The following is a 14,907-nucleotide window of genomic DNA, read 5'->3' as shown; positions in this document are numbered from 1 at the left end:
TTACTGCTTGAGCGATCGCGTCCGGAAGTAGTCCTGGACGCCCACGAGGATGGCCTCGGCGGCCCGCTGCTGGTACTGGGGACTCGTGAGAAGGCGCTCCTCGGTGGGGTTCGAGAGGTACCCGAGCTCCACCAGCACCGCGGGCATCTTGTTGTACTTGACCACCACGAAGTTGTTGCGGCGGATGCCGCGATCGCGCCGCTGCAGCGCGTTGACCAGCCGCTTGTGGACCGAGCGGGCCAGGGGAAGCGACTTGGGGGTGAAGTAGTAGGTCTCGATCCCCGACACGCTCGGGTCGCCCACGTGGTTGGCGTGAATCGAGATGAAAACGTCCGAGTCGAAGGCGTCGCCAATGTCGACCCGCGGCCGGAGCATGATCTGCATGTCCTCGGTGCGCGTCATCTGGACCTCCATCCCCGAGTCCTGCATCAGCTTGCGCAGGCGAAGGGCCATCTGGAGGGTGATGTCCTTCTCGAGGGTGCCGTGGGCGCCGATGGTGCCGGGGTCCATCCCCCCGTGGCCCGCGTCGATGGTGATGCGCTTCTCCTCGGCGCTCTTGCGCGCGCTGGCGGTCGCTCCCTTGTCCAGCACCGCCGCGCCGAGGCTCAGGGTGAGGACGCGGCGGTTCTCGCTCAGGTCGAGGGCATGCTTGATGGGCTGGTCGAACTCCACGGTGACCCGGTGGGTTCGGTCGCCGAGCGGCGCCACCCGGACGCGCGCGATCAGCCCGTTGTCAACGTACAGGCTGTCCTTGGGCAGCTCGGCGCCCGCCCCCTGCAGGTCGAAGATCACGCGGTCGGCACGGGTGCGGGGCGAGAGGACGTAGGTGACGGGCTGCTGGGTGGTGATGGTCAGCTCCCAGCCGTCGCCCACCCGGTGAAGGGCGAGGCCCGCGGATCGCGCGGGGGCCTCGGTGGCGCGCGGCTGCGGGCTGCGGCGGATCACCGGGCGCGGCGTGGCGGTGCGAGGGGTCGGCTCGGGCGAGGCGGGCTCAGGGGGGGGCGTCGGCGCCTGAGCCTGCGGGGCGGCCACCTTGAAGGCCAGCTTGTGGCTGCCGGGGCGGGGGATGGTCGCCACCTGCGGGAACTCGGCCTTGCGCGACAGGTCGAAGACCAGCCGGGCGGTGCCGCTCTTGAACAGGGAGAGGCGCACGCCCCGGACGGGGGTGCCCGCGATCGGGCCGAGGTTCTTGGTGAGCCCCGAGTAGCGCGTGTTCGGCAGATCCACCACCCAGCGGTAGGGGTGGTCCAGGTGGAAGGCCTTGGGGGCCAAGGGGGCGTCGGCGTAGAGCACGACCTCGCCGCTGGCGCGCTCGAAGCCGAAGAGGCGGATCTGGGCCTGTTCGGCGGCTTCGGCGCCGCTCGCGAGCGTCACGGCGGAGGCCACGACGCTCACGAGCGCGAAGATGCTGGCGATGCGGCGCAACGGGACCCTCCCTGGGGCTTAAACGGCGAGCCCGGCGCGAGCCTGCTCGCCCCTGAGCGCGAGGGGGCCCGTCGCCGGTCTAACGGTCATACCCGGGGCGCCGAGCACCGACACCTTGTCGTCGAGCGGGTTGATCGCCTCGGGGCGCGGGACGGGACGGCCCAGGTCGAAGGGACCCACCTTGGTCGCGAGGGGGCCTGCTTCCGTGTCGATGCGCACCGCCCGGATGCCTTCTCGCTCGGTCAGGGTGAGGGCCAGGGCGCGGATGGCGAGCGGCTGCGGAGGCTCGCTCCCCTTCCACAGGATGCGGGCGGTGGTCCCCTCGAGGCCGTTCCAGCGCCAGGCGCCCGGCAGGCTGGGGGAAAGGAAGGCGGCGAGCGCCGGCGGCGGGCCGTCGAGCAGGAGCGCGAAGCCACCCTTGAGCGGTTCGTTCTGGTAGGCGGCCGGCAGGGGGACCCGGACGGGGACCAGGTAGGAGGAGCGGGGCACGCGGTAGTAGATGGTCACGGTCAGGCCGTTGCCGCCCTCGAGGTAGAGGTTCTCCATGCCGGGGTCCGTGGGCGAGAGGGGCTGCGAGAGGTCCAGGTGCTCGCTCGCGAGCGGCTTGCCGTCGGGGCCCTCGAGCGAAAGGGCGACCTCCTGGATCCCGTCGATGGCCCCGGCGGTCCGGACCACGGCGGCGGCCATCAGCTGCTCGCCGCCGCTGCCCGGGGCAGCGCCCGAGAGGCGAAGGGTGACCCCCGCCTTTCCGTCCTTGATCCCACTGACCGTCGCTCGGGTCATGGGGGGAAGGGCGCTCGCGAGGCCCGGCGGGACGTCTTCGAGCCGATCCAGGGCCGCTTGCAGCGCCCGGTCGGTGCCGGGAGGCAAAGGAAGGCGGCGGCTGACGGGGACCAGGAACATGGCCTGGGGGTCCAGGTAGTAGAGGGTCACCTCGCGCGCCCCGGCGCGCTCCGCGGGCTTGCCTTGCCTCCAGAAAGCGACGAGCCCCGCCCCCAGCGCGAGGGCGAGGGCGAGGGCAGTGAGGGCGACGCGCGGCGAACGAGCCATGGGGCTAGGCCAGCGCCGGGAGGTCGGCCATCAGCGCGTCGGGCAGCTCGAAGTTGGAGCAGACGCGCTGCACGCCGTCGAGCTTGACCTTGTCGATGGCCTGGCACAGGCGGAAGTTGCCCGCGGGGTCGGAGCCCCCGGTCCTGGCGGCGATGATGATCTCGCGCGACATCTCGGTGAACACGGCGCCTTTTCGGGCGTCCTGCTTCGCCTTGGTGTGCTTGATGTTCGCCCACTTTGAATGGCCGGCGATGGCGTTAACCCTCCGTGACAGGCCGGGATCTCGGGCCGGGAGGGGCGAGATCCGGGCAATCGTTTTTCTTCAGTATAGCACCGCGGCACCCCCCCTGAAAGGGCCGCCCTTGGCCGTGTCGGGGGCGGCGATAGGCAGGGGTGAGGCGCGCTTGTAAAATTTTTTTTCCGAAAAAACGCTCGACCCCTTGCTTTTTCAGAAGTGGGTTCCTATAATCACACTCAAGTTCATTAAACTTTGTTACGCCGTTCAGGAAAGGCGCCCCATCCCACACTCTTCATCTCACACTAGGAGGAAAGACCCGCTATGAACAAGGAAGAGCTCATCAAGGCCATCAGCACCAAGGCGAAGGTTTCCCAGAAGGAAGCCGGCGAGTGCCTCAACGCCACCATCGAGGCCATCTCGCAGGCCCTGTCGCGCGGCCACAAGGTGACCCTGGTCGGCTTCGGCACCTTCCAGGTCCGCCAGCGCGCCGCCCGCGAGGGTCGCAACCCCCGCACCGGCGCCGTCCTCAAGATCCCCGCCAAGAAGAGCCCGGTCTGGACCGCCGGCAAGAACCTCAAGGAGCGGATCGAGGGCCGCAAGAAGCAGCTCGCCGGCGCCGGCCGCGGCCGCTAGCGCTTGATCGAGAGCCCCGGAGGCATTGCCTCCGGGGCTTTTCGGCGTTCTAGAGAGGCTCGATGGGTTCACATAAGTTCAGGGTCGACCGAGAGGGAATTGCAAACTTTCGTGACGGCCGCCCCTCAGTGGGCGGCCGTCTCCGCCTTCAGCTCAGAGAGCAGCCTGGCCTGCAGGTGGGGCGGAACCTCCTGGTAGTGGGCGAAGGTCGACTCCAGGGTCCCCTGGCCGCGGGTGATGCTCTGCACCGCCGTCACCAGGCCCGCGAGCTCGGCAAGGGGCACCTTGGCGCGGATGGAGGTGCCCTCCATCCCCTCGATGTGCGCGCGCCTGCCGTTGAGATCGCCCATGACGTCACCGAGGGCCTCCTCGGGGGCCGACACCTGGACGTCCAGGATGGGCTCAAGCAGCAGCGGTTGCGCCTCGGCGAACACCTTGCGCATGGCCAGGTGCGCGGCCATCTTGAAGGCCATCTCAGAGCTGTCGACCGAGTGGGATGAGCCGTCGTACAGCGTCACCTGGACGTCGACGATGGGGTAGCCCGCGACGATCCCCTGCTCCAGGGTTTCGCGCACCCCCTTCTCGACCGCGGGGATGAAGTTGCGCGGCACGGCCCCGCCCACCACCGCGTCCACGAACTTGAACCCCGCCCCGCGCGCAAGGGGCTCGATCCTTAGCCACACGTCCCCGTACTGGCCGCGCCCGCCGGTCTGCTTCTTGTGCTTGCCCTGCCCCTGGGCGCGGCCCGCGATCGTCTCGCGGTAGGGGACCTCGGGCTCGGCCTGCGAGACCTCCAGGTTGTAGCGGTTGGCGAGCTTGGCCAGGGTCACCTCCAGGTGGGTCTGCCCCTGGCCGCTCAGGACGGTGCGGTGGGTCCGGCCCTCCACCGAGACCCCCAGGGCGGGGTCCTCCTCTCGGAGCTTGGCAAGGGCGATCGCGAGCTTGGCCTCGTCGTTCTTGGAGAGGGGCGAGATGGCCACCGACCAGATGGAGGTCGCAGGCTCCGGCATGGGATAGGCGAGCCGCCGCTGGGAGTGACCCTCGGCCACCAGCGTGTCGCCGGTCTGGGTCTCCTTGAGCTTGGTGGTGGCCCCGATGTCGCCCGCCAGGAGCCGATCGACAGGCGTCTGCTTCTTTCCGACGAGCTTGAAGAGGCGGCCCAGCCGCTCGGGGGCCTGGCGCCGGGAGTTGAAGAGGTGGGAGTCGGAGGAAATCGTCCCCGACAGCACCCGGAAGACGCTGATCTTGCCGAGGTAGGGATCCGCGAAGGTCTTGAGCACGACCGCCGCTGCCGGCGCGTCCGGGGTGGGGGCCACCGGGACCTGGGCCTGGGTGTCGAGGTCGATCACGGCCGGGGGCCTGCGATCGAGCGGCGAGGGCAGAAGGTCGACGATCGCATCCAGCAGGGGACGCACGCCGGCGTTGCCCAAGGCGGAGCCGCACATGACCGGGACCAGCTTGTTTTCGAGGGTGTCGGCGCGCAGCAGCGCCGCAAGCTCCGCCTGTGCCGGCTCCTGGCCGCCCAGGTAGCGCTCGAGGACCTCGTCGTGAAGCTCGGCGACCCCCTCGACCATGGAGGTGTGGTAGCGCTGGACCAGCTCGGCGAGCTCCGGCGGGGTGTCGGGGACCTCGGTGACCTCGCCCGACTCGGGGGCGAAGTACCAGGTCCTGAGGCCGACCAGGTCCACGTCGCCCTTGAAGGTCCGGCCCCTGCCGACGGGCAGCTCGAGCGGCACCGCACCGGGGGTCAGCCGCTCGTGGATCTCCTGCAGGATCAAGGGGTAGTCCTTGGCCGTGTCCTGCTCGACCCCGTTGATGAAGATGAAGACGCTCAGCCCCAGCTCGCGGGCCGTTTCGAAGGCCTTGCGGGTGTTGGCGTCCACCCCCTTGCCGGCGTTGACGACGAGGACGGCCGCGTCGGCCATGGCCATGGCCAGCCGGGCGTCGGTCGAGAAGTCGTGGCTGCCCGGCACGTCGAGCAGGTTGATGGCGTGGTCGCGCCATTCGCCCGAGGCGATGCCCGTCTGGATCGACATCTGGCGCAGGATCTCCTCGCTGTCGAAATCGGTGGCGGTGTTGCCCGTCTCGATCCGCCCACGCTGCGGGACCATGGTCATGTCGAAGAGCATGCACTCGACCAGGGTCGTCTTGCCGACCCCGTGGGCTCCGATGACGGCGACGTTGCGGATCCTCGCGGTGGCGCTCATGGCTCGGCCCTCCCTCTCACGCTCGCGTTGCCTTTTCCCCTGCTCGCACGCTGGGCGAGCCGGGGTTTTCCGAGCCGATGATGCGATCGCAGCGCCCGGGGATCAATTCGCGAGGGGACGGAAGTGCTTGGCCAAACCGGAGGCAGGTTGCTTCAGGCCACGGGGAGGGTGAAGCGGAAGGTCGTGTCCTTGCCCGGGGTCGATTCGACCCAGACCTCGCCGCCGTGGGCCTCCACCAGGCTCTTGACGATGGAGAGGCCGAGCCCGGTGCCTCCCGCCTGGCGCCCCGACTCGGTCTGGAAGAAGCGCTCGAACATGTGGGGCAGGGCCTCGGGGGGGATCCCGGGGCCGTCGTTGGCCACCTCGAGCACGACGCTTTGCCCGCGAGGATGGGCGCTCACCCGGATTTCCCCGCCCGGGGGGGTGAACTTGACGGCGTTGGAGAGCAGGTTGCCCAGGATCTGGGTGATCCGGTCGGGGTCCGCCGAGACCTCGGGGAGCTCCGGGGCGATCGCCGCGCTCAGGGTGACTCCCTTCTTGTCGACGGCAGGCCGAAAGCCCGCGATCGCCTGCGGGACGAGCTCCGCGAGATCGAGCGCGCGCGGCTCGATCGCGAACTGGCCGGACTCCATCCGGGCGTAGTCCAGGAACTCGTTGAGCAGGCGGGTCATTCGCCGGGACGCCTCCATGATCTGGGTCACGAAGTCCAGCTGCTGCTCGCCGAGCGCTCCGCCGATCCCCTCCTCCAGGAGCTCCGCATAGCCGACGATGCCGGTGAGCGGGATGCGCAGGTCGTGGGAGACGGCGTTCACGAAGGCGGCCTTCACCTTCTCCAGGCTGCGGAGGTCCTCGAGGGCCGCCGCGAGCTTCTCGTTGGCGCTCTTGAGGAGGTCCCGCTCGCGCGAGAGCTCGGTGGTTCGCTCTTCGACGCGCTCCTCGAGGGCCTCCTTGAGCTGGTAGATCTCGGTGATGTCCCGGATGACGGTGACGGCCTGGATTGCCGTCCCCTTGGCGTCGAAGATGGGGACGCTGGAGATGCTGACGACGTAGCGCCGGCCTTGCAGCCCCGTCCAGCACGCCTGGAGGTCGATCTTCCTCCCCTTCAGGGCCTGGAAGGTCGCGCTGCGCTCCTGGGGGATCGCCGTCCCCGAGAGGTCCCTGAGCGCGACCGTCGCCACCAGCTCGCCGAGGCTCATGCCGAGGAGGCGTTCCTTGTCGCTGGCCTGGATGAGCCCGGCGAACGCGTCGTTGATCAGGACGATGCGGCCGTCTTGCTGGACCACCGCCACCGCGTCCGCCAGGTTGTCCAGGGTGACCTCGAGCTGCCGCCTGAGCTGGTCCTCGCGCTGCCGGTGCAGGGCGTTGGCGATCGCAAGGGCGAGCTCGCTGGCGATCGCGCTCAGGAGGTTCTTGAACTCGGGGGAGACGTGCCGGGGCGTGCCCCGGATGCCGCAGACGAGCATGCCGATCAGGTTCTCGGGCAGCGAGATCGGGACGTAGACCAGGGTCTCGAGCCCCTCGCCTCGCATGAAGGGATCGCGCGGGTCCACCTCCAGAGGCAGCGTCAGGACCCGGAGCGCGCGCGATCGGATCGCTTCTTCGAGCACCGAGCCCTCGGGAATCCTGAACGAGCGATCGTCGCTCGCCCTGAAGCCGTGCCGGCCGCTCAGGCGCCCCTGGTCGCCCTCGATAAGCAGCGTGCCCACCAGGTCGAGCTGGAAGCTGTCGCTCAGGAGCGCGCCGACCTCGGCGAGCATGCGCTCGGGATCCCGCTCGGCCACCAGGCGCTCGGCCACCGCGTTGAGGACGCCCATCTCCTTGAGGCGGTTGATCAGGTCCGCCCGGTTGAGGGCGAGCGCCTGCTCCATCGTCTTGAAGGCCTCGAGGGCGTCCGGGACGGGCTCTTCCGCGATGGGGAAGTACTGCCGGACCACGGCGCCGGCGATCGCCGGCCCGAGCGGTCCGCTCAGGACGCGCTCGAGGTCCTGGCGGGCCATCAGCTGCCTGGTCTCGAGGGGCAGATCGACCGTCTCGAGGGTGCGGCGGATCCGCGCGAGCTCGGAGTCGGCCTGATCCGGTTCCAGGAAGCGCCTCAGGACGGCCTCCATCTCCTCTGGCGAGATCGCCTTGAGGAGCCGGCGGTGAAGGCCGAGCGAGCGCTTGTCACCCTTCAGCAGCGCGATCGCGCGCTGCTCGCGCTCGGTCGACAGTGGACGCCGCAGCGCGCACAGGAGGATCGCCCCCATGTTCGCCGCCAGGCACCAGAAGGCCGCATGGACGTAGGGGTCCAGCCCGCTCATCCCGAACATGGCCGTGGGGCGAAGCCAGTCGATCCCCCACGGTCCGCGCGCGACGATCGCCGATAGCAGGGGGATCTTGCCGGCGAGATTCGGCAGCAGGGCGGTGTAGAGCCAGGGGAAAATTGAGAGCCCCAGGCCCCACGTGACCGCTCGCCCCGGCAGCCCGGGCCAGACCAGCCCCAGGAAGAAGGCGGGAGCGAGCTGAGCCGCGGCGATGAAGGAGACCAGGCCGAACTGGGCGAGGAAGGCGACGTCGGTGAGGGCCCACATCCCGAAGGCCGACAGCGCGACGCCGAGGATGATCCCCCACCTCAGCGGCCGCAGGTAGGGCCCCAGCGCGTGCACGTGGCGCCTGAGGGCGGGCAGCAGCAGGTCGCTCATCACGATGTTGGTGAGCGCCAGGACCGTGACGACGGCCATCCCCGAGGCCGCGGCGATCGCCCCCAGGTAGGCGAGCAGGCTCAATTGGAGCGAGCCCGCTTGCCAGGGCAGCACCAGGACGGAGGCCTGCACCCCGGCGCCGGAGAGGCCGGCGAGGGCCCCGCCCAGGGCGATGGGGATCAAGAGGGCGTACAGGACCAGGGAGTGGAGGGGGAAGGCCCACCGGGCCGTCACGATGTCCGCCTCGCGGGTGTTCTCCACCACGCACACGTGAAAGATGGAGGGCAGCAGGACGACCGCGCCCATGCTCAGCAGCAGGTAGCCCATCCAGTTCGAGAAGGTGTTGTCGGGGGTGCTGCCGATCGTCAGGTGGGGCCAGACCGCGGGGTCGGCGAAGGGCGAGGGGAAGCGCCGCAGGGAAAGCAGGGCGACGGCTGCCAGGGCGATGAGCTTGAGCGCCGCGTGGATGGCGAGGGTCACGACCAGCCCCGCGTGGCGAAGGGTCGGATCGGCCCGGCGGGCGCCGAACAGGATGGAGAAGACGGCCAGGAGCATCGTCAGGCTCAGCACCAGCGCGTGCGGAGGCCGGGCGATGATGGCGCCCCCTTCGGACGTGAGCACCTGGAAGGCATAGGCGGCCGCCCCCAGTTGCAGGGCGATGTAGGGAAGGGTTCCCGCGAAAAGAAAGCACGCCACCAGCACGGGGAGGAGTCTCGACCCCCCGTACCTGAGCGCGAGGAAGCCCGGGAGGGTCGTGACGCGGTGGGCCCTGGCGATCTGGACGGCCTTCAGGATCAGGGGCCAGCCGAACAGGAAGGTGAGGCCGGCTCCGAGCTGGATGGCCAGGTAGGGCAGCCCCTTGTCGATCAGCCCGCCCGCCGCGCTCAGGTAGCTCCAGCCGGTGATCCAGACCCCGGAGAGGGCCATGAGGTAGGTGAACGTGCGAACGTGCGACGGGGCGAACGCGGCCTGTCGCCGCTCGACGCGATAGGCGATCAGGAACAGCAATAGGAGGTAGCCCGCGGCGACTCCAACCAGCAGAAGGGGCGAAACCATGGCCCTAGTCGGTCGATTTCATCGTCGCCGAGATCGCGATCAAGAGGGCGGCCGTCCCGAAGAGGTAGAGCAGGATCAGGGGAATTCCCAGGATCAAGGTGCGGTGATTGAAAAGGGAGAGCCACGGGGCGCTGAACAGGAACAGGGACATTCCCCACATCGCGGCCCAGCGCGGGGGGTGGGTTGGCTTGATGGCTTGGGGGGGCTCGATCATCGGGCACCGCTGCTCTTGCTCGTGCCGTCTCGTCGAGAGACGCCGGCTATCACTGGACGCGCGGGATGAGTGGTCCTCGCGGCAGGTCGTGATTTGTTATCCTGCCTTGCGTTGGTTGAACATCTCCGAACACCAGTCTACCACCCAATCATCCGTCCGTCGCAAGCTCTTTTCCCGGCTATTCGCAGACGAACGGCCCGCCCCAGCTGGGGCGGGCCGTTGCGACGGGTTCAGCGCTTACGCGTTGGCGACCGCGGGGCGGACGCTGATCTTCTGGCGCTTGGCGCCGAAGCGCTCGAAGGTCACGAGGCCTTCGACCAGGGCGAACAGGGTGTGGTCCTTGCCCATCCCGACGTTGACGCCGGGGTGGAACTGGGTGCCGCGCTGACGAACGATGATGTTGCCGGCGATGACCTTCTCGCCGCCGTACTTCTTGACGCCGAGGCGCTGGGCGTTGGAGTCGCGGCCGTTACGGGTGGAGCCTACCCCTTTTTTGTGTGCCATTTTTCGATGCGGTCCTTTCTAAAGGCTTAGAAGCTGATCGACTCGACCATCACCCGGGTGAAGGGCTGACGGTGGCCGTTCTTGCGACGGTAGTGCTTCTTGGGGCGCATCTTGTAGACGATCAGCTTGGGCCCCTTGCCGTGCTTGACGATCTTGCCGGTGACCTTGGCGCCCGAGACGCTGGGGGTGCCGACCTGGAACTTGCCGTCCTTGGAAACGAGCAGGACGCTGTCGAAGGTGACGGTGTCCCCTTCGTTGCCGGCGATCAGCTCGATGTCGACGAAGCGGCCTTCCTCGACGCGGATCTGCTTGCCGCCGGTGGCGATGATGGCGTACATGATTGGGCTTTCTCCTCAGTTGCGAGACGCGCCGCATCCGGTAGCCGAGTGCCTCTCGGGTCTTTGAGACCGGATCCGAGCGGTACCGCCCGAATGACGTTGTCCGGCGCGTAGACGCCTGGACAGGTCGTCGATTATAGCGCCAGTGCCGAGCGACCGTCAAGCTTGGGCTAAGGCGATGTTAAGTCCGGCGCGGCTCGATCACGAACTTGATGGCGGTGCGCTCCTCGCCCTGGATCTCGATGTCGAGGAAGGCCGGGACGAAGACCAGGTCCATCCCGCCCGGGGCCACGTAGCCCCGGGCGATGGCGATCGCCTTGACGGCCTGGTTGATGGCCCCCGCTCCGATGGCCTGCATCTCGCAGCGCCCCTTCTCGCGCAGGGTCCCGGCGATGGCGCCCGCGACCGAGGCGGGGTTGGAGGTGCTCGCGACCTTGAAGAGATTCGTCCCGAAGTTGGGGTGGTTCATGGCGTTTTGCTCCCTTCTTGCGTGCTTGATGGAGCATTCGCTGAAACGGCCTTTCGCGCCTAGGCGACATTGGCCAAGCATCTTTAGGTCGTTTTAAACCCGGCGATGTGAGCAAGCTCTCAGGCGAGCTGTGACCTTCGGCTCGAAGGGCGAAGCGCCTCGTGCTCCTCAGAAGTCGAGGCAGACGCCGGCCATCCCGCCGTAGGGGTAGGAGTCCTGGTACCCCCCGCGCAGCAGCGGGAGCTGCAGCGAGGCCTGGAGGCAGACGGCGTCGCTGAGCGACCAGCTGAGCCCGGGGGCGAGGGTGAGGGTCGTGGCCCCCGACTCGGGCTCGGGCCTGCGATCCGCCTCGCTGTGCCCGTCGAACTGCCCCAGGGCCTCGAGCACCAGCCCGATCGAAGGGGTCAGGGCATAGTCGAGCCCCACCCCGAAAGCGAGGCCGTGCCCCTGCCAGCTGGTGCGCGGCAGGAGGGTCTCGGCGTCGGCGACGGTCTGCTGGAGGTTGTAGCCGTAGTTGAGGTTGAGCGTGGCGCTCAGCACGTCCTGGATCAGCTGCTGGCTGAAGATGGTGTCCACCCCCACCGCGGCGACCCCCGCGCCGAGCGGCCCCACCGGGAAGCTCGCCTTCAGGCGGGTCTTGAAGCTGCCCAGCTCGTTGCTCCACAGCTTGCGCCCGAGGGCCAGCGTCAGGTCCCCGAGGCCGCTCTGGCGCTCGGCGCCGTCGAAGGACTGGCTCAGGTCGTAGGGGGCGATGATCGTCATGCTGGTGTCGGCCACCAGGCCCACTTCGAGGCTGTTCCACGCCTCGAGCCAGTGGTAGGCCGAGCCCTCGGGGTTGGCCGAGTAGATGGCCCCGCCGAGGACCTTCAGGGTGTAGGGCGAGTAGGAGCCGTAGGAGAGCAGCTCGACGTGGCCGGGGTCCGGCATGTAGTCGCTGTTCAGGTTGATGACGTAGGCGTCGGCTGGCATGGCGACGGCCAGGACGGACGCGAGGGCGATGGCCCATCGGCGCATGGCGATACCTCCAGGATGGATGTAAGCTTGTTCTACCACGTTCCCCCCCATGTCAAAGGCCCGCGTGAAGATGATCACAACCGACCAGGACCGTCGCTGGATGCTGCGCGCCCTCGAACTCGCCCGTCAGGGGGCGGGCTGGAGCGCCCCCAACCCCATGGTGGGCGCTGTGATCGTCCGGGACGCGGAAGTGGTCGGCGAGGGCCACCACCCCCGGGTGGGGGCGCCGCACGCCGAGGTGTTCGCACTCGAGCAAGCCGGCGATCGCGCCCGGGGCGCCACCGCCTACGTGACCCTCGAGCCCTGCAACCACCAGGGCCGCACCGGCCCCTGCACCCGGGCCCTGATCGACGCCGGCATCGCGCGGGTCGTGTTCGCCGTTCCGGATCCCAACCCCCTGACGGCCTCGCAGGCGGCCGGCGTGCTGAGCGAGGCCGGCGTGAAGGTCGCCTGGGGCGTGTGCGCCGAAGAGGCCCAGCGCCTCAACGAGGTCTTCTTCAAGCACGTCCGCACCCGGCTGCCCTTCGTCGTCATGAAGATGGCCATGACCATGGACGGCAAGATCGCGACCGAGGCGGGCCAGAGCAGGTGGATCAGCGGACCGGTCTCGCGGGAGTTCGTCCAGGCCCTGCGCGCCGAGCTCTCGGTCGTCATGGTGGGGATCAAGACGGTGCTCGCCGACGATCCGCGCCTCGACGCCAGGCTCCCGGGGGCGCACCAGCCCACCCGGGTGATCGTGGACCCGGGGGCCGAGACGCCGCTTTCGGCGCGTCTCTTCACCATCGACAGCCCGCTTCTCATCGTGGTCGGCCCCGAGGCCCCGCGAAAGCGCCGCGAGGCGCTCGGGGCCCAGGGGGCCGAGGTGCTCGAGGCCCCGGCACTGCCGAGCGGCCACCTGGATCTCGCCTGGCTGATGGCGGAGCTCGGGCGGCGCGACCTCTCGGGGGTTCTGCTCGAGGGGGGCGGGGGCCTCAACGCCTCGGCCCTGGAGCAGGGGGTGGTGGACAAGCTCGTCTACTTCGTCGCCCCCAAGCTGATCGGCGGGGCGCACAGCCCCACCCCCATCGAGGGGCGCAGCGCCCCGTCCATGGCCGATGCCCGCGCCCTGTACGGCCTGCGGGCCTACCCGAGCGGCGACGACGTGCGGCTGGAGGCCTATCTTCATCCCCAGGGCTAGCTCCGCCTTCCGGTACAATGGGGGTCTGGATCGCCGCACATGAGAAGGAGCCCGTCATGACCCTCACCGCCCGTCCTGGCCTCGATCTGAGCGACCTCAAGGCATGGCTTTCGACCGGACGCCTCAACCACGTGGCCGGCGAGTGGCGTTCGGCCGCCTCGGGGGCGACCTTCCCGGTCGTGAATCCCGCCGATTTCAAGGAGGTCCTCGCCGACTTCCCCGCCTCGAGCCCGGAGGACGTCCAGGCGGCCATCGAGGCGGCGAGCCAGGCCCAGCGCGGCTGGGCGAGCACGCCGGCCCCCCAGCGCGGCGCGGTCATCGCCCGGGCGATCGCCATGCTGCGCGACCAGGTCGAGCTCCTGGCCCACGTCCTGAGCTGGGAGTGCGGCAAGGTCATCGCCGAGGCCCGCATCGAGGTCAACCGGGGCATCAACGCCATGGAGTACCTCAACGCCGAGGCCCGGCGCCTGCACGGCCAGACCATCCCCAGCGAGCAGCCCGGGATGTTCGCCTACACCACGCGCCGCCCCGTCGGGGTGGTCGCGCTGGTCACCCCCTGGAACTTCCCTTTCGCCATCCCCGCCTGGAAGCTGGTTCCCGCGCTGGTGGCGGGCAACGCCGTGGTGCTCAAGCCGGCCGAGCAGACGCCCCTCTGCGCCGCCTTGATCGTCAGGGCCTTCGTCGAGGCGGGCCTCGGCGCGGGCGTGCTCAACCTCGTCCACGGCGACGGCCAGGTGGGTGCTGCCCTGGTGGAGGATCCCGGCGTCAAGGCCGTCTCGTTTACCGGCTCGACCGCGGTGGGCAAGCGGATCAACCAGGTGGCCGCAGGGCGCCTCGCCAAGGTGCAGCTGGAGCTCGGCGGCAAGAACGCGGCCATCGTCATGGCGGATGCCGACGTCGAGCTCGCCGCCCGCGAGATCGCCGTGGCAGCCTGGGGATCCACCGGCCAGCGCTGCACGGCCACCAGCCGGGTCATCGTCGATCGGCGCGTCGCCAGGCCCCTGGTCGAGCGCCTCATGGCCCACGCCCAGGCCATCAAGGTCGGCCCCGGCCTCGACGAGGACAACACCATGGGCCCGCTCGTCAACCAGGAGGCCCTGGAAAAGGTCGAGCGCTACATGGGGATCGCCCGCCAGGAGGGCGCGACTCTCGCCTACGGCGGCCACCGGATGGGGGGCGAGTACAAGAAGGGCTACTTCTTCGAGCCCACCCTGCTCACCGGCGTTCGCCCCGAGCACGCCGTGGCTTGCGAGGAGGTCTTCGGGCCGGTGCTCGCCGTGATCGAGGTCGACTCGATCGACGAGGCCCTCTCGGTCGCCAACGAGGTGGACTACGGCCTCTCCTCGGCGATCTTCACCCGGGACATCCACCAGGCCTTCGCCTACGCCGAGCGCGTGGCGACCGGCCTCGCGCACGTCAACTGCGCCACGGTCTTCAGCGAGGTGCACCTGCCCTTCGGAGGCATGAAGGACTCGGGCTTCGGCGGGCGCGAGATGGGCCCCTCGGCCCTCGACTTCTACACCGAGACCCAGACCACCTACCTCAAGCACGGCTAGTCGTCCGGACCAGAAGCGTTGGCCATGGGGCGCTAACGCTCGCCGCTTTCGAGGGCCTAACCTGAACATGCAGGCAGCCGCGCGTTCTGCCGCGTGTTCAGGGAGGGTCGTGCACGATGGACCGTAATGCTCGTCATTCGAACGGAAAACTGATGATCGCGGCGTTCGCAGGCGCCGTGGCGCTCGCGGGCTGTGCCCACGTGATGGGGCAGCGCCCGCAAGAGGAGGCCAAGGCCCCCGTGGTGCAGTCGGCCCAGTCTGTCCAGCCGGCGCCGGCTGCGCCCGCCAAGGTCAAGCCGCGCCAGGTGCCCCCTGCCAAGGCGCCCACCCCCACCAAGTCGCGCT

14 protein-coding genes are annotated in these 14,907 nt (G+C 69.3%); 4 read left to right on the top strand and 10 right to left on the bottom strand.

Translation table 11 applies throughout. From position 1 onward, the window contains the following. From V6D00_11010 to V6D00_11000, 3 genes are read right to left on the bottom strand one after another with little or no spacing between them, the layout of a single operon-like run. Window positions 1-1,425, bottom strand: coding sequence for an N-acetylmuramoyl-L-alanine amidase (locus tag V6D00_11010; GenBank protein ID HEY9899700.1), 1,425 nt, complete (start codon window positions 1,423-1,425; stop codon window positions 1-3). Between the two features lie 18 nt (window positions 1,426-1,443). Further along, window positions 1,444-2,475 (bottom strand): GerMN domain-containing protein, encoded by a 1,032-nt coding sequence (locus V6D00_11005; protein ID HEY9899699.1) that lies wholly within the window; start codon window positions 2,473-2,475, stop codon window positions 1,444-1,446. Window positions 2,476-2,479: 4 nt separating this feature from the next. After that, on the bottom strand, window positions 2,480-2,728 hold the full coding sequence (locus V6D00_11000; GenBank protein ID HEY9899698.1) for a hypothetical protein: 249 nt from the start codon (window positions 2,726-2,728) through the stop codon (window positions 2,480-2,482). A gap of 306 nt (window positions 2,729-3,034) precedes the next feature. On the opposite strand from V6D00_11000, the gene V6D00_10995 reads away from it, so the two are divergent. Continuing rightward, entirely contained in the window at window positions 3,035-3,346 is a 312-nt protein-coding gene (locus V6D00_10995; GenBank protein HEY9899697.1) for an HU family DNA-binding protein, read from the top strand. Between the two features lie 125 nt (window positions 3,347-3,471). Here V6D00_10995 and fusA read toward each other — a convergent pair whose 3' ends face one another. From fusA to V6D00_10960, 7 genes are all read right to left on the bottom strand, one after another. Further along, window positions 3,472-5,553: an elongation factor G gene (fusA, locus tag V6D00_10990; GenBank protein ID HEY9899696.1), complete on the bottom strand. Its 2,082-nt coding sequence runs from the start codon at window positions 5,551-5,553 to the stop codon at window positions 3,472-3,474. 152 nt (window positions 5,554-5,705) lie between these two features. Beyond that, window positions 5,706-9,290 (bottom strand): ATP-binding protein, encoded by a 3,585-nt coding sequence (locus tag V6D00_10985; protein HEY9899695.1) that lies wholly within the window; start codon window positions 9,288-9,290, stop codon window positions 5,706-5,708. Between the two features lie 4 nt (window positions 9,291-9,294). Next, window positions 9,295-9,450, bottom strand: coding sequence for a hypothetical protein (locus V6D00_10980; protein ID HEY9899694.1), 156 nt, complete (start codon window positions 9,448-9,450; stop codon window positions 9,295-9,297). A 291-nt stretch (window positions 9,451-9,741) separates the two neighbouring features. Further along, complete coding sequence (gene rpmA, locus V6D00_10975) at window positions 9,742-10,008, bottom strand: 50S ribosomal protein L27 (protein HEY9899693.1); 267 nt, start codon at window positions 10,006-10,008, stop codon at window positions 9,742-9,744. A gap of 26 nt (window positions 10,009-10,034) precedes the next feature. After that, complete coding sequence (gene rplU / locus V6D00_10970) at window positions 10,035-10,346, bottom strand: 50S ribosomal protein L21 (protein HEY9899692.1); 312 nt, start codon at window positions 10,344-10,346, stop codon at window positions 10,035-10,037. 181 nt (window positions 10,347-10,527) lie between these two features. Then, a complete protein-coding gene (locus V6D00_10965) occupies window positions 10,528-10,815 on the bottom strand; it encodes a stage V sporulation protein S (GenBank protein ID HEY9899691.1) in 288 nt (95 codons plus the stop codon). Window positions 10,816-10,983: 168 nt separating this feature from the next. Continuing rightward, on the bottom strand, window positions 10,984-11,829 hold the full coding sequence (locus tag V6D00_10960) for a transporter (protein HEY9899690.1): 846 nt from the start codon (window positions 11,827-11,829) through the stop codon (window positions 10,984-10,986). A gap of 70 nt (window positions 11,830-11,899) precedes the next feature. On the opposite strand from V6D00_10960, the gene ribD reads away from it, so the two are divergent. The 3 genes from ribD to V6D00_10945 form a co-directional block, all read left to right on the top strand. Next, window positions 11,900-13,006, top strand: coding sequence for a bifunctional diaminohydroxyphosphoribosylaminopyrimidine deaminase/5-amino-6-(5-phosphoribosylamino)uracil reductase RibD (gene ribD, locus V6D00_10955; GenBank protein ID HEY9899689.1), 1,107 nt, complete (start codon window positions 11,900-11,902; stop codon window positions 13,004-13,006). Window positions 13,007-13,062: 56 nt separating this feature from the next. Further along, entirely contained in the window at window positions 13,063-14,562 is a 1,500-nt protein-coding gene (locus tag V6D00_10950) for an aldehyde dehydrogenase family protein (protein HEY9899688.1), read from the top strand. A gap of 152 nt (window positions 14,563-14,714) precedes the next feature. Next, on the top strand, window positions 14,715-14,907 hold a 193-nt coding region (locus tag V6D00_10945; protein HEY9899687.1), incomplete at its 3' end, for a hypothetical protein.

Origin of the sequence: Pantanalinema sp., assembly GCA_036704125.1 — a bacterium.
Lineage (GTDB): Bacteria > Cyanobacteriota > Sericytochromatia > S15B-MN24 > UBA4093 > JAGIBK01.
The sequence above is the reverse complement of the archived record's forward strand: the minus strand, read 5'-3'. Positions and strand labels throughout refer to the sequence as shown.